At 36.1% G+C, this 23982-nt stretch carries 25 protein-coding genes; 19 read left to right on the plus strand and 6 right to left on the minus strand.

Annotated features, from left to right (window positions below):
• Both B5P42_RS20350 and B5P42_RS20355 read right to left on the minus strand, forming a co-directional pair.
• Positions 1-508 (minus strand): collagen-like repeat preface domain-containing protein (locus tag B5P42_RS20350; protein WP_142674055.1); only part of this gene is annotated, 508 nt, incomplete at its 3' end.
• 116 nt (positions 509-624) lie between these two features.
• Positions 625-1587 carry a tyrosine-type recombinase/integrase gene (locus tag B5P42_RS20355; RefSeq protein ID WP_002128613.1) on the minus strand — a complete coding sequence of 321 codons (963 nt, stop codon included), beginning with the start codon at positions 1585-1587 and terminating at the stop codon, positions 625-627.
• Positions 1588-1700: 113 nt separating this feature from the next.
• Here B5P42_RS20355 and spoVK point away from each other — a divergent pair, with 113 nt between their 5' ends.
• The gene (spoVK, locus tag B5P42_RS20360; RefSeq protein WP_002014481.1) at positions 1701-2657 is read left to right on the plus strand and encodes a stage V sporulation protein K; all 957 of its coding nucleotides are present in this window, start codon (positions 1701-1703) and stop codon (positions 2655-2657) included.
• 31 nt (positions 2658-2688) lie between these two features.
• On the opposite strand, the gene B5P42_RS32095 is transcribed toward spoVK, so the two are convergent.
• Both B5P42_RS32095 and B5P42_RS20365 read right to left on the minus strand, forming a co-directional pair.
• Positions 2689-2826 (minus strand): hypothetical protein, encoded by a 138-nt coding sequence (locus B5P42_RS32095; protein ID WP_181458816.1) that lies wholly within the window; start codon positions 2824-2826, stop codon positions 2689-2691.
• Between the two features lie 99 nt (positions 2827-2925).
• Complete coding sequence (locus B5P42_RS20365; protein WP_002014478.1) at positions 2926-3549, minus strand: trimeric intracellular cation channel family protein; 624 nt, start codon at positions 3547-3549, stop codon at positions 2926-2928.
• Positions 3550-3641: 92 nt separating this feature from the next.
• On the opposite strand from B5P42_RS20365, the gene hflX reads away from it, so the two are divergent.
• From hflX to B5P42_RS20400, 7 genes are all read left to right on the plus strand, one after another.
• Entirely contained in the window at positions 3642-4913 is a 1272-nt protein-coding gene (gene hflX, locus B5P42_RS20370; protein ID WP_002069969.1) for a GTPase HflX, read from the plus strand.
• Positions 4906-6177 (plus strand): methionine gamma-lyase family protein, encoded by a 1272-nt coding sequence (locus B5P42_RS20375; protein ID WP_113735062.1) that lies wholly within the window; start codon positions 4906-4908, stop codon positions 6175-6177. The genes hflX and B5P42_RS20375 overlap by 8 nt, the downstream gene beginning before the upstream one ends.
• A gap of 174 nt (positions 6178-6351) precedes the next feature.
• Complete coding sequence (gene glnR, locus B5P42_RS20380; protein ID WP_002014475.1) at positions 6352-6741, plus strand: transcriptional repressor GlnR; 390 nt, start codon at positions 6352-6354, stop codon at positions 6739-6741.
• Between the two features lie 48 nt (positions 6742-6789).
• On the plus strand, positions 6790-8124 hold the full coding sequence (glnA, locus tag B5P42_RS20385) for a type I glutamate--ammonia ligase (RefSeq protein ID WP_113735063.1): 1335 nt from the start codon (positions 6790-6792) through the stop codon (positions 8122-8124).
• Positions 8125-8417: 293 nt separating this feature from the next.
• Positions 8418-8741, plus strand: a complete 324-nt coding sequence (locus B5P42_RS20390) for a PadR family transcriptional regulator (RefSeq protein WP_002066545.1) — start codon at positions 8418-8420, stop codon at positions 8739-8741.
• A complete protein-coding gene (locus B5P42_RS20395; protein ID WP_002128581.1) occupies positions 8734-9276 on the plus strand; it encodes a DUF1700 domain-containing protein in 543 nt (180 codons plus the stop codon). The genes B5P42_RS20390 and B5P42_RS20395 overlap by 8 nt, the downstream gene beginning before the upstream one ends.
• Positions 9277-10080 carry a DUF4097 family beta strand repeat-containing protein gene (locus tag B5P42_RS20400; protein ID WP_002014437.1) on the plus strand — a complete coding sequence of 268 codons (804 nt, stop codon included), beginning with the start codon at positions 9277-9279 and terminating at the stop codon, positions 10078-10080. It abuts the gene before it with no gap.
• A 103-nt stretch (positions 10081-10183) separates the two neighbouring features.
• Here the strand turns inward: B5P42_RS20400 and lexA are convergent, their stop codons facing one another.
• A complete protein-coding gene (gene lexA, locus B5P42_RS20405) occupies positions 10184-10798 on the minus strand; it encodes a transcriptional repressor LexA (RefSeq protein ID WP_002087894.1) in 615 nt (204 codons plus the stop codon).
• Positions 10799-10939: 141 nt separating this feature from the next.
• On the opposite strand from lexA, the gene B5P42_RS20410 reads away from it, so the two are divergent.
• A complete protein-coding gene (locus B5P42_RS20410) occupies positions 10940-11596 on the plus strand; it encodes a YneB family resolvase-like protein (protein ID WP_002128580.1) in 657 nt (218 codons plus the stop codon).
• 45 nt (positions 11597-11641) lie between these two features.
• Positions 11642-11881 (plus strand): DUF896 domain-containing protein, encoded by a 240-nt coding sequence (locus tag B5P42_RS20415; protein WP_002014431.1) that lies wholly within the window; start codon positions 11642-11644, stop codon positions 11879-11881.
• A 40-nt stretch (positions 11882-11921) separates the two neighbouring features.
• Here the strand turns inward: B5P42_RS20415 and B5P42_RS20420 are convergent, their stop codons facing one another.
• Positions 11922-13505, minus strand: a complete 1584-nt coding sequence (locus B5P42_RS20420) for a bifunctional metallophosphatase/5'-nucleotidase (RefSeq protein WP_044443696.1) — start codon at positions 13503-13505, stop codon at positions 11922-11924.
• Between the two features lie 185 nt (positions 13506-13690).
• Here B5P42_RS20420 and B5P42_RS20425 point away from each other — a divergent pair, with 185 nt between their 5' ends.
• From B5P42_RS20425 to B5P42_RS20465, 9 genes are all read left to right on the plus strand, one after another.
• Entirely contained in the window at positions 13691-14629 is a 939-nt protein-coding gene (locus B5P42_RS20425) for a phosphate/phosphite/phosphonate ABC transporter substrate-binding protein (RefSeq protein ID WP_002137777.1), read from the plus strand.
• A 95-nt stretch (positions 14630-14724) separates the two neighbouring features.
• Positions 14725-15498, plus strand: coding sequence for a phosphonate ABC transporter ATP-binding protein (phnC, locus tag B5P42_RS20430; protein WP_002033479.1), 774 nt, complete (start codon positions 14725-14727; stop codon positions 15496-15498).
• Positions 15495-16289, plus strand: coding sequence for a phosphonate ABC transporter, permease protein PhnE (phnE, locus tag B5P42_RS20435; protein WP_113735064.1), 795 nt, complete (start codon positions 15495-15497; stop codon positions 16287-16289). Before phnC ends, phnE (B5P42_RS20435) begins: the two co-directional genes overlap by 4 nt.
• Positions 16289-17092 carry a phosphonate ABC transporter, permease protein PhnE gene (gene phnE, locus B5P42_RS20440; RefSeq protein WP_002014419.1) on the plus strand — a complete coding sequence of 268 codons (804 nt, stop codon included), beginning with the start codon at positions 16289-16291 and terminating at the stop codon, positions 17090-17092. The genes phnE (B5P42_RS20435) and phnE (B5P42_RS20440) overlap by 1 nt, the downstream gene beginning before the upstream one ends.
• Before the next feature lie 301 nt (positions 17093-17393).
• Positions 17394-19394, plus strand: a complete 2001-nt coding sequence (tkt, locus tag B5P42_RS20445) for a transketolase (protein ID WP_016092115.1) — start codon at positions 17394-17396, stop codon at positions 19392-19394.
• 156 nt (positions 19395-19550) lie between these two features.
• Entirely contained in the window at positions 19551-19991 is a 441-nt protein-coding gene (gene sirA, locus B5P42_RS20450) for a sporulation inhibitor of replication protein SirA (protein ID WP_002014415.1), read from the plus strand.
• 78 nt (positions 19992-20069) lie between these two features.
• Complete coding sequence (locus B5P42_RS20455) at positions 20070-20291, plus strand: YneF family protein (RefSeq protein ID WP_001132292.1); 222 nt, start codon at positions 20070-20072, stop codon at positions 20289-20291.
• A 124-nt stretch (positions 20292-20415) separates the two neighbouring features.
• Positions 20416-22167, plus strand: coding sequence for an ABC transporter transmembrane domain-containing protein (locus B5P42_RS20460; RefSeq protein WP_113735065.1), 1752 nt, complete (start codon positions 20416-20418; stop codon positions 22165-22167).
• A complete protein-coding gene (locus B5P42_RS20465) occupies positions 22167-23930 on the plus strand; it encodes an ABC transporter ATP-binding protein (protein WP_044443688.1) in 1764 nt (587 codons plus the stop codon). The genes B5P42_RS20460 and B5P42_RS20465 overlap by 1 nt, the downstream gene beginning before the upstream one ends.
• The last annotated feature ends 52 nt before the right edge of the window (positions 23931-23982 follow it).

A 23982-nucleotide genomic window follows, 5' to 3' on the forward strand; every position in this document is an offset into this window, starting at 1 on the left:
CCGTGTTACCTCTAGGACCAGTAGGTCCAGTAGGTCCTCTGCCGAACGAAGCTGAATTAACTAGAGTAGTTTGTAACTCTGCAATTAATTTAAGGAGTTCTTGGAGTGTACAAGGATCAATTCGGAATAACTTTGTAATGTAAAGTAAATAATTAATTAAAATTTGAAGTTCAACAAATACAGCACTTGCTACGAAGGTTGGATTTTTTAATATAGTTATTAAGTTTTTAATGATGGCTAATCCTTGTGCTTTCAGAGCGGAAGTAGTGTCTAGTGAACAGATGAATTTGCTTAGTAGGTGCAATGTATCTATTAGATCCTCAATGTTTTTGGGAGATGGATTGGCGAAAAGTTTAGGGATTATTTTTATTAAATCGTTAATGATTGCACGGAATGTCCTAATTTGCGCTTTAGTAATTGGAATTGTTGGGGTAGTTGGAATTCGTCCAGCGCTAGTTGGAAAGCAGGGATTGGAGTGTTTATTTTGATTGTCGTTAAAGCGAGACATTAAATCTCTCCTTTCTAATAAGAATGTGAACGAAACTCATCATAGTAGATGCAGGGAATAGCTAAATGGTCATAGTGAAATTGATTGTTTTGAGAAAAAAATAAAAAAACGCCTTATTATAGGGCGTTTTTTTTATTTTCAGCATATTGATAATATCGCTTTAGTGAAATTTTTGATTTGAAGCCAACTAATTTTATGATCTCTGGCTCTGGGGTTTGTTTTTTTATTAGGCGTAAAATAAATGTGTTCCGGAAATGTTGTCCAGAAATGCCTTTACGTAAATTCGCTCTTGCTACTTCAAGTCGGATCATTTTTTGGATAGCGATTTCTGTTAGTGCTTTTGGTGCATCGTTTTCGTATACCCATCTGTATGTTCCGCGGTTAAAATCGAATGCAACAAACAACGGGTCATTACTATGGTATTTAGGACGAACTGGTTCTGGAATACTTTTATAATATGTGTACAGTTGTTTTTTGTCTTCGATTGCTAATGTGATTGTTCTTTCTACTCCTGCGGTTGCTGGAATAGAAAGTGTATTAGTTTCAAAATGAACGTGATGCATAGTTAATGCTGTAAGCTCTTGTAAGGATAGTCCGTAGTCGATTAATATACTTAAAATGGCGATATTACGATCCATTAATAACGGACGAACGGGACGTTGTTTTTCTGAAAGTCCTTCTAATGAAGTGACTATATGCTTTAATCTTTTTTCTTCATCGGATGAAATGAAATCTTCATTACGCAATGCACGGTTTGGTTGAATAGTAATTTCCATATCATTCAATGGATTTGGAATGTTAAGAAAATGATGCATTCTATTTAATACAATAAATACACGATGCATTGTTTTCTCAGAGTAGTGTCGATTCTTTTTTAAGTCTGAAAAGTAATCTTCATAGTCTTTTGTACAAAGTGTTGCCCATATATTACTGGAAGGGAGCTTTTTGTTTTTTTCTAACCAATGTCCAAAATCTTCAATGTCATAAACATAACGTTTAATGGTTGAAGACTTTCGGCCTTTATTCAATAAAAAAATAGAAAAGGCTTGTATTGTATCATGGAATTCCGTTGTTTCCATAGTCCCACCACCTTGATTATTTCTTATATTATAGCAAACTTTTCTGAAAATAGGCATTTGCAAGAGGGACTGGAATAATAATATTTGGTGAGTGGATAAAATGAGGTGATTGTATGGAACAATCGATGCGTAAGAAAAATAACAATCAAATTAATATTGTATTAAACCATCGAAAGAAAATTTCGTTACCGGCATCAGAAAATAAAACGGTAATTTCAAGTGAAACCACTACTAAACATGAGATGTTGCAGAGAATTGAAGAAGAGATGGGAAAGCTTGTTGGGATGGATGAAATAAAAAAGATAATAAAAGAAATTTATGCTTGGATTTATGTAAATAAAAAAAGACAAGAGATGGGGTTGAAATCTGAGAAGCAAGTGCTTCACATGTTATTTAGGGGGAATCCCGGTACTGGGAAGACAACCGTTGCTAGAATGATAGGGAAATTGTTGTTTGAGATGAATATTTTATCGAAGGGGCATTTAGTTGAAGCGGAACGTGCTGATCTTGTGGGGGAGTATATCGGTCATACAGCGCAAAAGACGAGAGATTTAATAAAAAAGGCCATGGGAGGTATTTTGTTTATTGATGAGGCGTATTCTTTAGCGCGGGGGGGAGAGAAGGATTTTGGGAAGGAAGCTATTGATACACTTGTGAAGCATATGGAAGATAAGCAGCACGGTTTTGTATTAATTTTAGCTGGATATTCAAGAGAGATGAATCATTTTCTTTCATTAAATCCAGGGTTACAATCTCGTTTTCCGTTTATTATTGAATTTGCGGATTACTCGGTAAATCAGCTGTTGGAAATTGGAAAGAGAATGTATGAGGAGCGTGAATATCAGTTATCTAAAGAAGCGGAGTGGAAATTTCGAGATCATTTACATGCGGTAAAGTATTCGTCGCAAATTACATCGTTTAGTAATGGGCGATACGTACGGAATATTGTTGAAAAATCGATTCGTACACAAGCTATGCGATTGTTACAAGAGGATACGTATGATAAATATGATTTAATTGGGATATCAAGTATGGATTTAATGCTTGAAGAGGAGACGCACAGTACGTAAACTGTGCGTCTGTTTTTATGCATAAGTTCGTTTACTCTTTTTTTGCTTTTTCTTGGTGAGTTTTATGAAGACTTTCCATTTTAGCGCTCTTTTCGTGCGCTGAATTTGGATCATGTCCAAATTGGTTTACTGAGCTTTTTTGAGCTCCTTTATTAACATGGTTTGTCATTTGCATTCACCTCGCTTTAAAAATTAGTATAAACATTATGTAAAGAAAAACTCGTTAGAAAAGAAAAACCTCTTTACGATATGTAAAGAGGTTAGATTGCTATTTATGCATTGAGCGCTCCTTTGTATCGATGCGTCTATGTGGTAAATGCCATTTGTAATGAATAGAAACCATGCGGAAGCAAACAATTAAAATGAATAAGGTGTATAGAGCCCAATCGCTAACGATGACTTTAGCGCCAATCAAAAAACCGGCTAAAATCGTCCAAAACGCATATACATCAGCTCGAAGGACGAGAGGTTTTCTACGTGCTAAAAGATCACGAATAATACCGCCGCCAATGCCAGTTAAAACAGCAGCTACAATTGTAGCGCTAATTGGTAAATTTAATTTTTGGGCGTATAGAGCTCCTTGTACGGCGAACGCTGATAAGCCGATGGCATCTGTGATGTTTTCCCACTTTTTCCAATGCTTAATTAATTTATTAGGAAAAAGAAAAATGATTGTCATTGATAATAGTGCGATTTGGAATAACATGTCTTGTTGCCAAAACGCGACGATTGGATAACCGATTAATAAATTACGAAGGGCACCTCCCCCAAATGCGGTTGCCATTCCTAAAATATATACCCCGAAAATATCATAATCCTCTTCCATTGCAACAATGGCTCCGCTTAGTGCGAAAGCGATTGTGCCTATGATGCTAAAAATCTCCCATGCCATGAATTTTCTCCCCCGCTAACTAGATGAAATGTGCTTCCTCTGCTATTATATTAGAAGGTTTAAATTTCGAAAAGGATGAGTGAACATATTTGATGGAAGAAAAAGAAAAAATCATATTAGTTGGCTGTCAATTGCCACAAGATGATGATGAAAAATTTATGCATTCCATGAAAGAGCTTGCATCGCTAGCGAAAACTGCGCGAGCGGAAGTGTTAGTATCAACGACGCAAAAGCGCCCGAAGTTTCATCCGGCGACTTATATAGGAAAAGGTAAACTAGAAGAGCTTGCAGCGTTGACGGAAGAATTAGAACCAGCTGTTATTGTTTTTAATAATGAGTTAACACCAAGTCAAATTCGGAATTTATCTTCAGTATTAGATGCGAGAGTGATTGACCGAACGCAGTTAATACTAGATATTTTTGCGCAACGTGCGAAATCGAGAGAGGGTAAGCTTCAAGTAGAATTAGCTCAATTGCAATATACAATGCCGCGCCTTATGGGACAAGGTCTTGCTTTATCACGTCTTGGTGGTGGAATTGGTACAAGGGGACCAGGAGAGACGAAGCTTGAGACAGATCGTCGTCATATTCGATCTCGTATTGATGAAATAAAGAGACAACTTGCGGTTGTTGTGGAGCATCGAAAGAGATATCGTGAGAGAAGAAAAGATAATAAAGTGTTTCAAGTTGCGTTAATTGGGTATACAAATGCAGGAAAATCTACGTTGTTTAATAGATTAACGGAAGCTGATACGTTTGAAGAAAACTTATTGTTTGCAACGCTAGATCCGACGACAAGAAAGATGCCGTTACCTTCTGGTTATACAGTGCTTTTGACTGATACGGTTGGTTTTATACAAGATTTACCTACGTCACTAATTGCTGCTTTTCGATCTACGTTAGAAGAAGCTGGGGAAGCGGATGTTATTTTACATGTTGTTGATTCTGCAGATCCTAATTATGTAGGGCATGAGCAGACAGTAAAACAATTATTGTCGGACCTTGAAATTAATCGTATTCCTATTATTACGTTATATAATAAAAAAGATAAATTGCATCAAAACTTCATTCCATTTCCGAAAAGTGATTTCTTAATGACTAGTGCTTTTGAAGAAAGTGATTTATTGCGTATAAAAGAAGCGCTAGAAACGAAGATGAAGGAAGAAATGGATGATTATCAAGTGGAAATCCCTCCGAGTGAAGGTAGGTTATTAACGCTTTTAAAGACAGAAACAATATTAACTAAAATGGAGTTTCTAGAAGATAAATTTGTATATGATTGTACAGGGTATATATTTGCTCATTCATCGCTTAAGGGGCAATTAAAGAGATTTTTAGTGGAAGAAGGAGAAAATAATGTTTGATCGTTTGAAAAATGGAGAAAAAATTGCTCCAATCGTAAAAGAAGTAGAAAGTCAAATTACAGAAGTACATAAACGTGTGGATGAGGTGATTGAGAGTAACCAATTTCGTGTATTAGAAAGTTTTCGTAAACACAAAATTAGCGATTCGCATTTTATTCCGACGACAGGTTATGGTTATGATGATATTGGTCGTGACACGTTAGAAAAAGTATATGCTGATGTATTTGGGGCAGAAGCGGGTCTTGTTCGTCCGCAAATTATTTCAGGTACTCACGCAATTTCGACAGCTCTATTCGGTATTTTACGTCCAGGAGATGAACTGCTATACATAACAGGAAAACCATATGATACGTTAGAAGAAATCGTTGGTGTACGCGGAAAAGGTGTAGGCTCATTTAAAGAATATAATATTGGTTATAACGCAGTTCCGTTAACTGAAGAGGGATTTGTGGACTTTGAAGCTGTTGCAGCTGCGATCCATAGTAATACGAAGATGATTGGTATTCAGCGTTCAAAAGGATATGCTACTCGTCCATCGTTTACTGTTTCACAAATTAAAGAGATGATTGTGTTTGTGAAAGAGATTAAACCTGATGTTGTTGTATTTGTAGATAACTGCTATGGCGAATTTATTGAAGAAGAAGAGCCATGTCATGTTGGTGCGGACTTAATGGCAGGCTCTCTTATTAAGAATCCTGGCGGTGGAATTGTTAAAACTGGTGGTTACATTGTTGGTAAAGAGCAGTATGTTGAAGCGTGTGCATATCGTCTAACATCTCCAGGAATCGGTGCGGAAGCAGGGGCATCTTTATACAGTTTGCAAGAAATGTATCAAGGTTTCTTCTTAGCGCCGCATGTAGCGGGACAAGCGCTAAAAGGTGCGATTTTTACAGCTGCATTTTTAGAAAAGTTAGGGATGAATACATCACCAGCTTGGAATGCACCAAGAACAGATTTAATTCAGTCTGTTCAATTTGATGATAAAGATCGTATGATTGCGTTCTGTCAAGCGATTCAATATGCATCTCCAATTAATTCTCATTTCACTCCATATGCAAACTATATGCCGGGTTATGAAGATGATGTAATTATGGCTGCGGGGACGTTTATTCAAGGTGCAAGTATTGAGCTGTCGGCTGATGGTCCGATTCGTCCGCCTTATGTTGCTTACGTGCAAGGTGGGTTAACTTATTCGCATGTAAAGATTGCGATTTGTTCTGCGATTGATGCGTTAATTGAAAAAAAACTATTAACAATTTCTTAAAGGAAAGCTGTCGATTTCGGCAGCTTTTTTCGTGTTAAAGTAATGATTTGTACCATTAGAAAAAAAACGAAAAAATTTACAAAAAAATCATGTAAGAAAAGCTAACATCTATTGACACTAAACATAACATGGTATAAAATGAGAAACAGTTAAGGCGAAGGAGGAACTGAAACAATGAAAGAAGATAGACGTTCTGCTCCGCTGTTTCCAATTGGTATTGTAATGGATTTAACACAATTATCTGCACGTCAAATTCGCTACTATGAAGAGCATAATCTTATTTTTCCAACCCGTACAAAAGGGAATCGTAGATTATTTTCATTTAACGATGTAGATAAATTGTTGGAAATTAAAGATTTGTTAGATCAAGGCTTAAATATGGCCGGAATTAAACAAGTATTGCAAATGAAAGAAAATCAAACAGAAGCAGTGAAAGTAAAAGAAGAAACGAAAGAAATTTCAAAATCCGAGCTTCGCAAAATTCTTCGAGATGAACTACAACATACAGGTAGATTTAATCGGACCTCATTGCGACAAGGTGACATTTCAAGGTTTTTTCACTAAAGATAACTGATTCTGAAGGTGTTTAGAGGGACTAAGGAGGAATTTATAATGGCTAGGTACACAAAAGAAGATATTTTCCGTTTGGCGAAAGAAGAGAATGTAAAGTATATCCGTCTGCAATTTACGGACCTTTTAGGGGTAATTAAAAACGTAGAAATTCCAGTGAGCCAATTAACAAAAGCTCTTGATAACAAAATGATGTTTGATGGATCTTCTATTGAAGGTTTCGTACGTATTGAAGAATCTGATATGTATTTATATCCGGATTTAGATACTTGGGTAATTTTCCCTTGGACAGCTGAAAAAGGTAAAGTAGCTCGTTTAATCTGTGATATTTACAATGCTGATGGTACTCCATTTGATGGCGACCCACGTAACAACTTAAAGCGTGTGTTAAAAGAAATGGAAGCATTAGGATTCTCAGATTTCAATCTTGGACCAGAGCCAGAATTCTTCCTATTTAAAGTTGATGAAAAAGGAAATCCAACACTGGAATTGAACGATAACGGTGGATACTTCGACCTTGCGCCGATGGATCTAGGGGAAAACTGTCGTCGTGATATCGTTCTTGAACTTGAAGAAATGGGCTTTGAAATTGAAGCATCTCACCATGAGGTTGCGCCAGGTCAACATGAAATTGACTTTAAATATGCAAATGCAATTCGCTCATGTGATGACATTCAAACATTCAAGCTTGTTGTAAGAACGATTGCTCGTAAACATGGTTTACACGCAACATTTATGCCGAAACCATTATACGGTGTGAACGGTTCAGGTATGCACTGTAACTTATCACTATTTAAAAATGGTGCGAACGTATTCTTCGATCAAAACGGTGATTTACAATTAAGTGATGATGCTCGTCACTTCATCGCAGGTATTTTAAAACATGCGCCAGCATTTACAGCGGTAGCAAACCCAACTGTAAACTCTTACAAGCGTTTAGTACCTGGATATGAAGCTCCATGTTACGTAGCATGGTCTGCACAAAACCGTAGTCCATTAGTGCGTATCCCTGCATCTCGTGGTATTAGCACACGCGTAGAAGTACGTAGTGTTGACCCAGCTGCAAACCCGTATTTAGTAATGGCTACATTATTAGCAGCAGGTCTTGATGGAATTAAAAATAAATTAACTCCACCAGCTGCAGTAGACCGTAACATCTACGTAATGACAAAAGAAGAGCGTGAAGAAGCAGGTATCGTTGACTTACCAGCAACATTAGCGCAAGCGTTAGTTACTTTACAATCTAATGAAATCGTATGTGGCGCATTAGGTGATCATTTACTTGAGCACTTCATTGAAGCAAAAGAAATTGAGTGGGATATTTTCCGCACGCAAGTTCATCAATGGGAACGCGATCAATATATGTCTCTATACTAAGAGAGAAAAAAGCCTTGATACTACGGTATCAGGGCTTTTTTTATTTATGGGCAAATATAAAGGCTTGTGAAATGAATTGGATGGGTGCCCGCAAAAAGTCATGTGGATTATTTAAAATGCGTGCTAGCTATGAATGAAAATGTGGAAGTTGAAATATGGTGTGGATGTATTTAATTCGAAAATTAAGTATTGAAAAATATAGTACCTTGCAATAAACAGTACTGAGTGGTATATTATGGATAAAATAGCTACCGTTTATTGAACAGTACTAAAATGAGAAAGGGGGATTGTCCTTGAACGTTCAGTTTAAAAAAGGAGTGTTAGAACTGTGTGTATTGGCACTTGTAAAACGTAAGGATTGTTATGGATATGAACTTGTTCAGCAAATCTCTAATAAATTTTTAATATCGGAAGGTTCTGTATATCCGTTATTACGTCGTTTAACGAAAGAGGGATATTTTCAAACGTATTTAAAAGAATCCACGGAAGGACCGCCCCGTAAATATTATCAACTAACAGAGCAAGGAGAGATGCAACTTACTTTATTAGTAACAGAGTGGCGTGATTTTGCTAAAGGTGTTCAAGAAATTATTGAAGGGGTGGAATGGGATGAGTAAAGAGCAGTTTCTTAAAGAATTATCAAGTCATCTTAGAAAGTTACCAGAAGAAGAGCGGCAAGATATTTTATTTGATTATGAAGAGCACTTTCAGTTTGGGATGGAAGAGGGGAAAACTGAATCAGAAATAATAAAGGGACTTGGCTCTCCGAAAGTAATTGCGAAAGACTTACTTGCGATGTATCGATTTGATGAAATGAAAAAAGATCCGTCGACTTCAAATGTGACAAGAGCTGTCATGGCAGCGGTTGGACTTAGTTTGTTTAATTTTATTATTGTGTTAGGCCCTTTAGTTGCAATTATAGCTTTTATATTTTCCTTTTGGGTCGGTGGGATTGCTAGTGTAGTGACACCATTTTTCGTTATTGTAAAAGTATTTATGGGCACTTTTATATGGTTGGACCTTTTCGTTAGTATAACGTTTGTCGGAGTAGGTTTGTTGTTATGTATTGTAGCTTATTATAGTACGAAGTGGTTTAAAAGATTATGTGTACGCTATGTAGTCTGGAACTTCAAAATGATAAAAGGGGAGTAGATGATGAAAAAGATATTATTAGTAGCTATCGCTTGTATCATTATTGGAGTAATAGGGATTTCACAAACATATGAAAAAGCAGTACAAACTGCAGAAAAAGGAGATAAAGAGGACGTAATTAAAAACGAAACGCTAAAAAATGTAGAAGTTAAGTTAGATGCAGGAGATATTGTTGTCCAAAAATCTCCTGATTCCTCTTTTTATGTAAAGCAAAAAGGAGACGTAAGTAAACAGGAGATTCGTATTGCTGAAGATGGTGATACATTAAAAATCATAGGGGAAATAGAAAAAGGTGTTTCATTTGATTTTTCATTTTACAATTTCGGATTTCAAACGCCTACATTGACTATATTAGTACCTGAACGTTCTTATCAAGAGATAAAAGTAAATTCATCCGCTGGACAAATAGAAATAAGTAATGTGAAAAGTGACCGCGTAAGTGTTGAAACACTCGCCGGAGAAGTGGATTTGAAACATGTAACAGCAAAGAGTGTGGAGGGGTCTACAAAAGCTGGTGAGGTGAATTTTAAAAAAGTAATAGGGAAAGTAACAGCAAAAACGGCTAGTGGGGATATAGATATTATTGATCATGATTCTAAATATGATTTAGAGGTAAGTTCAACTGCTGGAGATGTAGATATTACTTTATTGGAAAAACCACAAGATGCAGTTATAACTGGGCAAACTGCTGCTGGAGACGTGACAATTTTTAATGAAGACAATAAAAATATAACGATTGGTAATGGTAGTAAAAAGATTAGCGGTAAAACCGCTGCTGGAGATGTTACTATTGAAACGCGTTAATAATTAATGAAACGCATTCTTTTGAATGAACGGAAATCTATCAAAATATAAAAAGAAGATAATTCCCTATATAAATAAGGGAATTATCTTCTTTTTATTATTTTTAATGTAAATCACGATATACGCCAATTACTTTTCCAATAACTGACACTTGTTTTAAAATAATAGGTTCTAGTGAAGAGTTTTCCGGTTGTAGACGGAAATGATCTTTTTCTTTATAGAAACGTTTAACAGTTGCTTCGTTATCTTCTGTTAAAGCAACTACAATTTCACCGTTGTATGCAGACTGTTGTTGGCGAACAACAACTAAATCACCATCAAAGATACCGGCTTCAATCATGCTATCTCCAGAAATGCGTAACATAAACACTTGATCTGCTCCAGCAACGATACTAGCTGGAAGTGGGAAGTGATCTTCTACACTTTCGACTGCTGTAATCGGTAAACCGGCAGTAACTTTTCCGATGATTGGAACTTGAATAACAGATTGTGTTTCCGTTCGGTTGTCACCTAAAATTTCAATTGCGCGTGGTTTTGTTGGATCGCGTCGAATATATCCCTTTTCTTCTAGTCGTGATAAATGTCCGTGCACTGTAGAACTAGAAGCAAGGCCGACTGCTTGACCGATTTCACGTACGGAAGGTGGATATCCTTTTTCTTGTACTTTTAGCTTAATAAAGTCGAGAATGTCTTGCTGGCGTTTCGTTAACTTTTCCATGTTTTCTAACACCTCGTTTTCTTTCATTTTTCTTATTATTAAGTATAACATGCGAAAAAACATTCTACAAACATAAGTTCGAACGAAAGGCAAATTTATGATACACTATAAGGAAAATATAGTGAGAAAGAAGGGTTCAAAATGAATGCAATTATTTATGCACGTGTGAGCACAACAAAAGAAGAACAGGAAACATCATTATTGCGTCAAAAAGATGAATTATTGCATTTAGCTGAGCGCTATCAAATGGATGTTACAAAGGTAATTGAGGAGCAGGCTAGCGGTTATACAATTGAACGTGATGGCATATTAGAAGTGCTAGATACAATTCGAGATGAACAAGTTGATGTACTACTTATACAAGATGAAACGCGTCTTGGTAGAGGAAATGCAAAGATTGCATTAATGCATTGTTTACATAAAGAGGGGATAAAAGTTTATACGCACACGCATAGTGGTGAATTACAGCTTTCAGATTCTGATTCGATGGTGCTAAATATAATTGGGATCGTTGAAGAGTATCAAAGAAAGATCCACAATTTAAAAATTAAACGTGGCATGCAAAGAGCAGTGGAGAAAGGATTTCGTCCAGAAAATAATTTAAAAAATCGTCATTTAAGCGTAGGACGTGAGAAAAAAGAAGTGCCAATTGAGGAAATTGTACGTTTGCGCCGGAATGAATTAACTTTTGAAGAAATTGCAGCAACACTTCGTGGTTTTGGTCATGATGTTTCAAAAGCAACTGTACATCGAAGGTATGTAGAATATACAAAGCAATTGCTTGATAAAGAGGACTAACTATTGTATGATAATAATCAGTTTTGAGTAGAAGGGGGATTCGAGATGCCAAGTCAAGAACTCATTGAACGCATTAACTTCTTAGCGAAAAAAGCAAAAGCTGAAGGCTTAACTGAAGAAGAACAACGTGAGCGCCAATCGCTTCGTGAACAATATTTAAAAGGATTTCGTCAAAATATGTTAAACGAATTAAAAGGAATTAAAGTCGTTAACGAAGAAGGCACGGACGTTACACCGGCGAAATTAAAAGCTTTAAAAAAGCAGGATAATGCAAAATTAAATTAAAAGATGGGCATAGCCCATCTTTTTTTATTTGTTAAAATTGTTATTTAATAACTTTCCAGTTTTCATTTTTTGTTGCTTCTATCCTTTTATGCTTCAATATATAGTTAGCGATAAGTTCAGACATATCTGTTGGTATGTCTTTTACTACTGGTTTATTTTGAAACATAAAGAAGTTCCCGCCACCGCTTGCACGATAATTATTCATAACAACGTCATATTCTTCATTCATATTAAGAGGAGCGCCTTTATACTGCAAAGACTCTACTCTCTCTCCAATTGGTTTTGAAATGTTTAATACATACGAAATCCCTTCCCACATATCGTAATTATAGTGTTGTGGTTTTGGTTCTATATAGGTAGGGTTTACGATGATGGTTCCATCTGCTTTTAATGTGAAATAAGAAGCAGAGAGTTCGAGAGCATCTTTTATATCCGCTCCGGTTATTCTAATTACTTTTAATGTATTTGGATAAATATAATTAGAAACGATGTCACGCATTGTTACATGTTTCGGGAAACCTGGAGATGTATTATGAAACAAACTTGTACAAGAAATTGAAACATTAGCTATATCCATCTGTATTTTATTTATGAATTCAATAAAAGGATGGTCTTGCAAACGTGTTTGCATAGCATCGGAAATTTGCATATCCCCATAAATTATTCCAATAGGTTTATCAAGCCAATTTTGTGTTTTTTCTTCATAATTGGCAACCAAGGAAAGAACATCTTGGTCTGCCACAATTCCTTGTACAGGCAATAACTCTGAATAACTCTCTTTTTTCACCCATTTTTGTTCTGCTTTTTCGAATGTTACTGTTACTTTTCCAACTGAGTGTCCATTGCATCCGGTCTGTAAAATTGTTACACCATTAATCACGGTGTGAGCGATTTCTCGGTGTTGGTGGCCTGTTAGTAAAATATCTATGCCTTCAATTTCATGGCACATTGCATATCCTTGGTTTTCACCTGTTAAAACTTCAGTCGGTACTCCGGTTTGTAAATCACGTTCAAATCCCCCGTGATAGGCTACGACTAGTAAATCTGGTTTTTCATGTTTACGGATGTAAGAAACCCATTTTTTTGTTGTTTCAAATGCATCTTCAAATTGTAAATCTTTAATATGATGTGCTTGTTCCCAATGGGGGATGTAATGCGTTGTCACCCCTAAAATAGCAATTTTTATATTTGATTCAATATGTTTTATTATATATGGTTTCCCGAAATAAGGTTCTTTTCTGTTTTTATCTAAAATGTTTGCTGATAGATAAGGGGAATTTGCAGTAGTCACAGCATTATTTAATATATCCATTCCGTAATTAAATTCATGATTTCCGATAATTGCAATGTCATACTCTAAGTAGTTGGCTAATAAGGACATTGGGTTTTCCATATCTTTTTCGTATGTAGCGTAATGATAAGTAAATGGTGTTCCTTGAATGAAGTCCCCGTTATCAATCAGAAGAACGTTTGCATTTTGAGAACGTTCTTTTTTTATGAGAGTAGAAATTTTAGCTAAACCAATTTCTGCTTTGGAGTTATCTTGGTAGTGAATTGGATACACAGTACCATGTACATCGCTTGTTAATAAAATATTTAAAGTTACAATTTGATTTTGATTCAACGCCATTCACCTTTTCTATTGTTATCTTTCAATTAATCATATCAAATATATGAAAAGAATTTTAATGTGAATGTATAGAATGTATAAAGATTCTGTAAATAAGAAATTATTTGTAAAAATATGTGATATATTTCTTCATGTTTATGGAAGGTTATTTTATAACAACGAAAAATGGAGGCATTAACATGTTGAAAAAAGTTTTTGCAATGAGCACAACAGTTGTACTAGCAGCGGGATTATTAAGTGGATGTGGAACGAAGGAATCAAGTGCAAGTAAAAATGAAGATACGAAAAAAGGTTATGTACCGAAGACGCTAAATGTTCAATTTGTTCCTTCTCAAAATGCAGATACGTTAGAGGCGAAGGCAAAACCATTGGAAAAGCTATTAAGTGATAAATTAAACATTCCGGTAAAAGTTAGTATTTCAACGAATTACAATACAATTGTAGAAGCGATGGCATCTAAGCAAGTAGATGTAGGTTTTTTACCTCCAACAGCGTATGTGTTAGCGCATGAGAAAAAGGCTGCAAACGTAATTTTACAGGCGCAACGTTTTGGGGTAGATGATGAAACTGGAGCTCCCACAAAGGATTTAGTAGATGTTTATAAATCAGAGTTTGTTGTTAAGAAAGATTCTAATATTAATAGTGTAAAAGATTTAAAAGGTAAAAAAATTGGCTATCAAGATGTAACATCATCAGCGGGTTATGTATGGCCTGCGGCTGTATTGTTAAAAGAGGGAATCGATCCGCTAAAGGATGTGAAACCTGTTACATTAAAAGGTCATGATCAGTCACTTATTGCTCTTTTAAATGGTGATGTAGATGCAGCTGTTGTATTCCAAGATGCTCGCAATATTGTAAAAAAAGATTATCCGAATATATTCGATCAAACGAAAATAGTAAAATTTACGGAGAAAATTCCAAACGATACGATTTCTGTACGTTCTGATTTAGATGCAGAGTGGAGCAAGAAATTACAGGATGCTTTCATTGAAATAGGAAAGAATGAGGAAGGGCACAAAATCATTAAAGAAGTATACTCACATGAAGGATACGTTAAATCTGATGATAGTAAATTTGATATCGTTCGTGAATATGGAAAGAAAGTGAAAACGCAATAATACATATGGAAATGGCGACTAACTGGAAAGTGTGTGATTTCAGTTAGTTTGCCGTTTTTCAGTTATTGATAATACATAGAAGGTAGGTAAGATGTGTGATAGAGTTTCGAAATGTTTCCAAAGTGTATCCGAATGGTACAAAAGGATTGAATAATATAAACTTGAAAATTCAAAAAGGTGAGTTTGTTGTAATGGTCGGGCTATCCGGGGCTGGAAAATCTACACTTCTCAGATCGGTAAATCGCCTTCATGAGATCACAGAAGGAGAAATCATTATTGAAGGGGAGTCTATTACTGCTGCAAAAGGAAAAGGATTACGACGCATGCGCCGAGATATTGGTATGATTTTTCAAAGCTTTAACCTTGTGAAGCGATCAACGGTACTGAAGAATGTATTAGCTGGGCGGGTTGGATATCATTCTACATTGCGTACAACGTTAGGTCTGTTTCCGAAAGAGGATGTGGAGCTTGCATTCCAGGCGCTGAATAGAGTGAATATCTCAGAAAAAGCATATGCACGAGCTGATGAATTATCAGGGGGACAACAGCAACGTGTATCAATTGCTAGAGCATTGGCACAAGAAGCGAAAATCATATTGGCAGATGAGCCTGTTGCTTCGTTAGATCCTCTGACAACAAAGCAAGTAATGGATGATTTGAAGAAAATTAATGAAGATTTTGGAATTACGACAATTGTAAACTTACATTCTATTGATTTAGCGAGGCAATATGCTACTCGTATTATTGGATTACATGCTGGTGAAATTGTTTTTGATGGATTAGTAGAAGAGGCAACGGATGAAAAATTCGCTGAAATTTATGGGGACGTAGCTCAGAAAAGCGCATTATTAGAGGTGGCAGCTAAATGAATGAAGTGAAGATATATTCGAAATCGATACCGAAGCCGCCGAGTAAATTGAAACATATGTTAACGGTTATTTTAGTTATTTTACTGTTGTGGGGTAGTAGTGTACAGGTCGACGCATCATTTTCAAAACTAGTAGTTGGTTTTCCGAATATGATGGATTTATTGAAGGAAATGGTGCCACCAGATTGGAGTTATTTTCAAATTATTACAACAGCAATGTTAGATACAATACGTATGGCGATTATTGGAACGACTTTAGGGGCGATTTTAGCCATTCCACTTGCACTATTTGCGGCAAGTAATGTATTTACTAGTGTATTTTTGTACAGTCCAGCTCGATTGATTTTAAATTTTATACGAACAATACCAGATTTATTATTAGCGGCTATTTTTGTAGCGATTTTTGGAATAGGACCACTTCCAGGTATTTTGGCTCTTACTTGTTTCTCCGTTGGACTCGTAGCGAAATTATTGTATGAGTCAATTGAATCAATTGATCCAGGTCCATTAGAAGCAATGACAGCTGTAGGAGCGAATAAGGTGCAATGGATAGTTTATGGGGTCATTCCGCAAGTGAAAGCGCACTTCGTCTCCTATGTACTTTATACATTTGAGGTGAATGTACGTGCAGCAGCTGTTCTAGGTTTAGTAGGAGCAGGTGGGATTGGATTATATTATGATCGTACACTTGGATTTTTACAATATCAACAAACTGCTTCTATTATTATTTATACCCTTGTTGTTGTATTGCTAATTGATTATATAAGTACATTGTTGCGGGAGAAATTATAATGAGTAAAACGATGATAATCATACCAAAACCGAAGAAACTGAGTGTAAATCGCTGGATTATTTTTATAGCACTTACAGTTGTATATGTATGGGCCTTTTCAGGAGTCCCGTTAGAGGGAATAAAGAATACGGCGGGAGAAATTACAAAAGCCATTATGACAGGCGTATTGAACCCAGATTGGTCGTATGTATCTTTGCCAGATGGTGAAGATTTATTACACGGTTTAATTGATACGTTGGCAATTGCGATATTAGGTACATTTATTTCTGCTTTTTTATCTGTTCCATTTGCTTTTTGGGCGGCAACGAATATGAGTAGTGGAAAATTAACTTCAGGAACTGGGAAATTTGTACTTAGTTTTGTTCGTACATTTCCTGAATTAGTTATGGCTCTTTTATTTATAAAAGCTGTTGGTCCAGGCTCTTTTGCCGGAGTTCTAGCTTTAGGGTTACACTCTATCGGAATGTTAGGGAAACTATATTCGGAAGGAATTGAAAATATAGATAAGGGACCGACGGAAGCGTTAATAGCAACGGGTGCAAATCGGTTTCAAATACTTTGGTATGCCGTATTACCACAAGTGTTACCGGATTTTCTATCGTATACGTTATACAGGTTTGAAATTAATGTACGATCCGCTGCGATTTTAGGTGTTATTGGAGCAGGTGGTATTGGTACGCCATTAATTTTTGCACTTAGTTCACGTAATTGGTCTCGTGTGGGAATTATTTTATTAGGTATCATTTTAATGGTAATTATAATTGATTTTATTTCAAGTTCTATTCGTAAGCGGATTATTTAATTTGTTTTAAAAGCATCTAATTCAGATGCTTTTTTGTATTTTTAAAGGTTATCAAAAAAGAGATATATCAGAAATTAGTATATGTGTATAAATATACAGATAATTATCTTTATTTTTAAAATAAAAACAATTAAAAAGTATGTCATATTGAATGCCCATACATTCCCTGAATCACTGTATTTTTTATGAAAAATCAAAAAAACATCAACATATTTGTCGATACATGTTGTATAATCTTGCGTGGGAAGCTATCATATAAATGTATAAAACGTTTACTAACATACGCGAAGGGAAGAATAGCATGTCACATTCAATCGAACAACTTTCTATCAACACGATTCGCACATTATCCATTGATGCGATTGAAAAAGCAAACTCTGGTCACCCAGGAATGCCAATGGGTGCAGCACCAATGGCTTATACATTATGGACTCAATTTATGAAACACAATCCAAATAACCCAACGTGGTTTAACCGCGATCGTTTCGTATTATCTGCAGGTCATGGTTCAATGTTACTATACAGCCTACTTCATCTATCTGGTTATGACTTAACAATGGATGATTTAAAGAACTTCCGTCAATGGGGAAGCAAAACTCCAGGACATCCTGAGTACGGTCACACAGCAGGTGTAGACGCAACAACTGGTCCACTTGGACAAGGTATTGCAACTGCTGTTGGTATGGCGATGGCTGAAAGACATTTAGCGGCTAAATACAACCGTGATGCGTATAATGTAGTAGATCATCATACATACGCTATTTGTGGTGATGGAGATTTAATGGAAGGCGTTTCTGCTGAAGCATCTTCATTAGCTGCTCATTTACAATTAGGTCGTCTTGTAGTACTTTACGATTCAAACGATATTTCATTAGATGGCGATTTAAATCGTTCATTCTCTGAAAGTGTAGAAGATCGTTACAAAGCATACGGGTGGCAAGTAATCCGTGTTGAGGATGGAAACGATATTGAAGCAATCGCAAAAGCAATTGAAGAAGCGAAAGCTGACGAAAAACGCCCAACGCTAATTGAAGTAAGAACGACAATTGGTTTCGGTTCTCCAAACAAATCAGGAAAATCAGCTTCACATGGTTCTCCACTTGGTGTAGACGAAACAAAATTAACGAAAGAAGCATACGCTTGGACTGCTGAACAAGACTTCCATGTAGCAGAAGAAGTATATGACAACTTCCGTAAAACAGTACAAGATGTTGGTGAAACGACGCAAGCTGCGTGGAACACGATGCTCGGTGAATATGCACAAGCATATCCAGAATTAGCAAACGAACTGCAAGCAGCAATGAACGGTCTTCTTCCAGAAGGTTGGGAACAAAGCTTACCAACTTATGAATTAGGATCAAAAGCAGCAACACGTAATTCTTCAGGTGCTGTAATTAATGCAATTGCAGAGTCTGTACCATCATTCTTTGGTGGATCAGCTGACCTTGCTGGTTCTAACAAAACATATATGAATAACGAAAAAGACTTCACAAGAGCTGATTACAGCGGTAAAAACATTTGGTACGGTGTTCGTGAGTTTGCGATGGGTGCAGCAATGAACGGTATTGCACTACATGGCGGTTTAAAAACTTACGGTGGTACGTTCTTCGTATTCTCTGACTACTTACGTCCAGCAATTCGCCTTGCAGCATTAATGCAATTGCCTGTAACGTATGTATTCACACATGATAGTATCGCTGTTGGTGAAGATGGTCCAACACATGAGCCGGTTGAACAATTAGCAGCACTTCGTGCAATGCCAAACGTTTCTGTTATTCGTCCAGCAGACGGTAACGAATCAGTTGCAGCTTGGAGACTAGCTCTAGAATCAACAAAAACACCAACTGCATTAGTGTTAACTCGTCAAGATCTTCCAACATTAGAAGGTGCAAAAGACGATACTTATGAAAAAGTAGCAAAAGGTGCATATGTAGTTTCTGCAAGCAAGAAAGAAACTGCTGATGTAATCTTAATTGCAACTGGATCTGAAGTAAGCTTAGCAATCGAAGCGCAAAAAGCTCTAGCAGCAGACGGCGTTGATGCAGCTGTTGTTAGCATGCCATCTATGGATCGCTTTGAAGCTCAAACTGCTGAGTACAAAGAATCTGTACTACCAAAAGCAGTAACGAAACGTTTCGCAATTGAAATGGGTGCTACAATGGGATGGCACCGTTATGTAGGTCTTGATGGAGATGTACTAGGTATTGACACATTCGGTGCTTCTGCTCCTGGTGAGAAGATTATGGAAGAGTATGGATTTACTGTAGAGAACGTTGTTCGTAAAGTAAAAGAAATGCTTTAATGATTTTAGAAAAATCTCTCCAGCATGGGGAGATTTTTCTATGTAATTGAGTTTTTTCGACAGGAAAAGTTTTTTCTCTCTCCGTAGTCAGACAATCATTGCAAATCTTCTCTTATATAATGTAGGGAAAAGGTTGTCCAGATCGGGAGGGGAAAAATGAAAACGTATGAATTGTATTTAATTCAAGAGGATATTGCGAAAGCTTACTTTGGTCGTGAATATTTGTTTTTTGATTTATTTGCTCGATTTTCAGAATCTGGGTTCCTTTCGGAGAAGAAAGTATTATATAAACAAATGACGTATATTACGATGCCGTTACAAGTAATGAAAATTCATCATAAATTAGAACAAGCTTTGCGTGTTCTTGGTAAATATGAAAGAACAAATCATACTCATACGCTTTATACAGGAGCCGAATACGGAGAAATAATGGTGAAACCACAATATATTCGAATAAATACTTCTGGAAATGTATCCATGGAAACAACTTTCTTTGAGGTGCTTAGAAAGTGTGAGTTAACATTTTTAGCGATGGATTATGAAAATAAAAAGTACGGTTGGTTAAATCCTCTCAAACAAGTACGAACATATGTGTAAAAAATGTCGAATAGTATCTTGTCTTATTGAAAAGGTTTTAGTACACTGTAAGGTAGACAACATGAAGGAGGAAAAGATATGCCAATGTGGTTAGGTATTCTAGTGGGCGTAGTAGCACTAGTAGCAGGCGTGGCGTTAGGATTTTTCATTGCCCGCAAATACATGATGAATTACTTACAAAAAAATCCACCAATTAACGAACAAATGTTAAAAATGATGATGATGCAAATGGGACAAAAACCTTCCCAAAAGAAAATCAATCAAATGATGAGCGCGATGAACAAGCAACAAACGAAATAAGCGCCAAAGGGCACTCTTACCGAGTGCCCTTTTCTTTTGGTTATAAAACATATTTAAAACTTTCAAATATTCTGTATTTTTGTTACACTGAAAACATCGCTCATTTTAAGGGAGGAGGATAAATATGAAAGTGTTTTTTAATTTAGCTTGGTTTTTTAAGCAAGAAAAACGAGCGTACATAATCGGAATTATTATGTTATTTGGTGTCGCACTTCTTGAACTTGTAGCGCCAAGAGTACTAGGGATTGTAGTAGATGAAATTAATAGTGGAACATTAACGTCTGAAAAATTGTTGAACGGGGTTATTCTATTAGTAGTTGTAGGAATTATGATGTATATATTACGTTACTTATGGCGTATTATGATTTTTGGATCTTCTTTAAAACTAGCTCGTCAACTGCGAAAGAATCTATATGAACATTTTACTAAGATGAGCCCATCTTTTTATCAATCACGTCGCACAGGCGATTTGATGGCACATGCGACAAATGATATTCAGGCAATTCAGCAAACTGCGGGGGCAGGTGTTTTAACACTCGTTGATTCATTAGCTGTTGGAGGATGTGTACTCGTAGCGATGGGATTTACAATTAGTTGGAAGTTAACGTTATTAAGTTTAATTCCGATGCCAATTGTAGCTATTTCTACAAATTATTATGGAACTTTATTGCATAGAAGATTTCATAAGGCACAGCAATCGTTTTCTGAAATCAATGATAAAGTACAAGAAAGTATGAGTGGGATGAAGGTAATTCGCTCACTTGGACAAGAGAAAGAGGATTTACAAGCGTTTCGGAAGAAATCTGAAGATGTCGTACATAAAAATATGCTAGTTGCACGTATTGACTCGTTATTCGATCCAACGATTTCCCTAATTGTCGGATTTTCATTTTTGATCGCAATTTGTTACGGATCATTATTAGTTGTACGAGGTGAATTAACTGTAGGGGAATTAGTAACATTTACAACGTACTTAGGGACACTTGTATGGCCAATGTTAGCGTTTGGATGGCTATTTAATATTATGGAGCGTGGACGTGCTTCGTATGATCGTGTGGAGAAAATACTTTCACAAACTTCAGATGTAGTGAATAGGGACAATGCTATAAATACTATAGCAAGTGGTGATGTTTCGTTTGCTGTTGATTCGTTTTCTTATAAAAAGAATGAACTATTAAACTTAAAAGATATTTACTTTAACTTAAGAAAAGGTGAAACATTAGGAGTTGTAGGGCGTACCGGTGCAGGGAAGACGACGTTATTAAAATGTTTAATTCGAGAGTATGATCATTTTAATGGTGAATTAAAAGTTGGGGAGCGGGATATTCGAGATTTAACACTTCACGGTGTGCGTTCTGCAATTTCATATGTACCGCAAGATCACTTTTTATTTTCAGCGAGTATTGGGGAGAACATTGCTTTTGGAAAGGCCGATGCTACATATAAAGAAATTAGCCGAGCTGCTGATATTGCTTGTATTCATAATGATATATTTCAATTTCCAGAAGGGTATGACACTGTAGTAGGTGAAAGGGGCGTTTCACTATCAGGAGGTCAAAAACAGAGAATCTCTATTGCGCGTGCATTATTAACAAATGCTGAAATTTTAATATTAGATGATTGTTTATCAGCCGTAGATGCAAAAACAGAAGAAACTATTTTAACTGCATTGAAACGAGAAAGGGCAGAGAAAACGACGATTATTACTGCCCATCGTTTAAGTGCTATTCAGCATGCAAATCTTATTCTTGTTATTGATGAAGGTAGGGTTATGCAGCGAGGGACACATGAGCAATTAATGAAAGAAAATGGTTGGTATAAAGAAATGTACGAAAGCCAGCAGTTAGAGGCATTAGTAGAGAAAGGAGGCGTATGATGGCTGAGAAAAAACGGAGTGATTTAAGAAGGTTGCTTTCTTATATGAGGCCCTATAAAGGGTTATTGGCGTTAGCATTTTTATTTCTAGTTGGTGCAACTGTAACTGAAATGATGGGTCCTTTTTTAATTAAACAATTTCTTGATGAACACTTAGTGCCAGGTAACTTTGAACAATCAGCACTTGTAACCCTATTTGTAGTGTATATTATTGCTCATTTATTAAAAGTATTATTTACTTATTTAGACTTATTGTACTTTCAAAATATCGCTTTTAAGATTGTCCAAGATATGCGAGTTGAAGTGTATGAACATGTTCAAAAATTGTCATTAAGCTTCTTTGATCGTACGCCGATTGGTACGCTCGTATCTCGCATAACGAATGATACAGAAGCGATTAAGGATTTTTATGTTAGTGTACTATCAACATTCGTGAAAAATGTAGTCTTTTTAGTAGGGATTTTAGTAGCGATGTTTTTATTAGATGTAAAATTAGCGCTATTTTCGCTCATATTAATTCCGGTAATGTTTGCAATTATGGTGTTGTATCAACGGAAAAGTGCAGCTTTTTATTTAGAGGTACGTAATCAGCTGAGTATATTAAATGCAAAGTTAAATGAGTCCATTCAAGGTATGAATATTGTTCAGGTGTTCCGGCAAGAAAAGCGGATGAGAAAAGAATTTGAAGAAGTGAACAATAAACATTTTAGTGCTGGACGTCGTACATTGAAATTAGATGCATTACTTTTACGTCCAGCAACAGATCTTGTTCATATTGTAGCAATTGCGTTAGTACTTGGTTTATTCGGAATCGATGCCTTAAAGAGTCCTGTTGAAGTAGGGGTTTTATATGCTTTCGTTAACTATATTCATCGTTTCTTCCAGCCGGTAAATGAGATGATGATGAAACTATCTTTCTTCCAGCAAGCGCTTGTTTCATCATCGCGTGTATTTCATTTAATGGATGATAAAGATTTAGCTCCTGTTCAAATGGGGAGTGAACAGCCACGAGTAGCTAACGGGGAAATTCAGTTTAAAGATGTTACTTTTTCATATGATGGAAAGCGTGATGTTTTAAAAAATGTATCTTTTCACGTAAAGCCAGGGCAAACGGTTGCTTTCGTAGGGCATACTGGTAGCGGAAAGAGTACGATTATGAATTTATTAATGAGATTTTACAATATTAAATCAGGAAATATTGTAATAGACGGAGTAGATTTAGAGCAGTTTGAAGAACAAGAAATTCGAAAGAAAATTGGTCTTGTGCTGCAAGATGCATTTTTATTTGCTGGAAATGTAAAGCAAAATATTCGTATGTATAATGAAGAGATTACGGATGAAGAGATAGAGGAAGCGGCAAAGTTTGTGCAAGCGAATACGTTTATTGAAAAATTACCAGAGCAGTATGATACAGAAGTTGTCGAAAGAGGAGCTGCATTTTCTAGTGGTCAAAGGCAATTAATTGCTTTTGCTAGAACGATAGCAACCAATCCGAAAGTATTAGTGTTAGATGAAGCGACGGCAAATATTGATACAGAAACAGAGGAGGCTATCCAAACGGCATTGCAGCAAATGCGAAAAGGTAGAACAACGATAGCGATTGCGCATAGATTGTCTACAATCCAAGATGCGGATCAAATATTTGTTATGCATGAAGGGGAAATTGTAGAAAGCGGAACACATCAAGAGTTACTTAGTAAACAAGGACTTTACTACAATATGTACTTGCTACAAAATAAAGGGAGTTTGCAACAGGCCTTGTAGAATTACAAGGTCTTTTTTCTATTCTCTCAGATATTAAAATGTAATAAAATTT

This window comes from Bacillus sp. SRB_331, assembly GCF_003264175.1.
GTDB classification, from domain to species: Bacteria; Bacillota; Bacilli; order Bacillales; family Bacillaceae_G; genus Bacillus_A; species Bacillus_A mycoides.

What these genes read in the sequence shown, in the direction of transcription:
- B5P42_RS20355 (WP_002128613.1), bottom strand. Translation starts at nt 1,587, where the DNA reads ATGGAAACAACGGAATTCCATGATACAATACAAGCCTTTTCTATTTTT.
- spoVK (WP_002014481.1), top strand. Translation starts at nt 1,701, where the DNA reads ATGGAACAATCGATGCGTAAGAAAAATAACAATCAAATTAATATTGTA.
- B5P42_RS32095 (WP_181458816.1), bottom strand. Translation starts at nt 2,826, where the DNA reads ATGACAAACCATGTTAATAAAGGAGCTCAAAAAAGCTCAGTAAACCAA.
- B5P42_RS20365 (WP_002014478.1), bottom strand. Translation starts at nt 3,549, where the DNA reads ATGGCATGGGAGATTTTTAGCATCATAGGCACAATCGCTTTCGCACTA.
- hflX (WP_002069969.1), top strand. Translation starts at nt 3,642, where the DNA reads ATGGAAGAAAAAGAAAAAATCATATTAGTTGGCTGTCAATTGCCACAA.
- B5P42_RS20375 (WP_113735062.1), top strand. Translation starts at nt 4,906, where the DNA reads ATGTTTGATCGTTTGAAAAATGGAGAAAAAATTGCTCCAATCGTAAAA.
- glnR (WP_002014475.1), top strand. Translation starts at nt 6,352, where the DNA reads ATGAAAGAAGATAGACGTTCTGCTCCGCTGTTTCCAATTGGTATTGTA.
- glnA (WP_113735063.1), top strand. Translation starts at nt 6,790, where the DNA reads ATGGCTAGGTACACAAAAGAAGATATTTTCCGTTTGGCGAAAGAAGAG.
- B5P42_RS20395 (WP_002128581.1), top strand. Translation starts at nt 8,734, where the DNA reads ATGAGTAAAGAGCAGTTTCTTAAAGAATTATCAAGTCATCTTAGAAAG.
- B5P42_RS20400 (WP_002014437.1), top strand. Translation starts at nt 9,277, where the DNA reads ATGATGAAAAAGATATTATTAGTAGCTATCGCTTGTATCATTATTGGA.
- lexA (WP_002087894.1), bottom strand. Translation starts at nt 10,798, where the DNA reads ATGGAAAAGTTAACGAAACGCCAGCAAGACATTCTCGACTTTATTAAG.
- B5P42_RS20410 (WP_002128580.1), top strand. Translation starts at nt 10,940, where the DNA reads ATGAATGCAATTATTTATGCACGTGTGAGCACAACAAAAGAAGAACAG.
- B5P42_RS20415 (WP_002014431.1), top strand. Translation starts at nt 11,642, where the DNA reads ATGCCAAGTCAAGAACTCATTGAACGCATTAACTTCTTAGCGAAAAAA.
- B5P42_RS20425 (WP_002137777.1), top strand. Translation starts at nt 13,691, where the DNA reads ATGTTGAAAAAAGTTTTTGCAATGAGCACAACAGTTGTACTAGCAGCG.
- phnE (WP_113735064.1), top strand. Translation starts at nt 15,495, where the DNA reads ATGAATGAAGTGAAGATATATTCGAAATCGATACCGAAGCCGCCGAGT.
- phnE (WP_002014419.1), top strand. Translation starts at nt 16,289, where the DNA reads ATGAGTAAAACGATGATAATCATACCAAAACCGAAGAAACTGAGTGTA.
- tkt (WP_016092115.1), top strand. Translation starts at nt 17,394, where the DNA reads ATGTCACATTCAATCGAACAACTTTCTATCAACACGATTCGCACATTA.
- sirA (WP_002014415.1), top strand. Translation starts at nt 19,551, where the DNA reads ATGAAAACGTATGAATTGTATTTAATTCAAGAGGATATTGCGAAAGCT.
- B5P42_RS20455 (WP_001132292.1), top strand. Translation starts at nt 20,070, where the DNA reads ATGCCAATGTGGTTAGGTATTCTAGTGGGCGTAGTAGCACTAGTAGCA.
- B5P42_RS20460 (WP_113735065.1), top strand. Translation starts at nt 20,416, where the DNA reads ATGAAAGTGTTTTTTAATTTAGCTTGGTTTTTTAAGCAAGAAAAACGA.
- B5P42_RS20465 (WP_044443688.1), top strand. Translation starts at nt 22,167, where the DNA reads ATGGCTGAGAAAAAACGGAGTGATTTAAGAAGGTTGCTTTCTTATATG.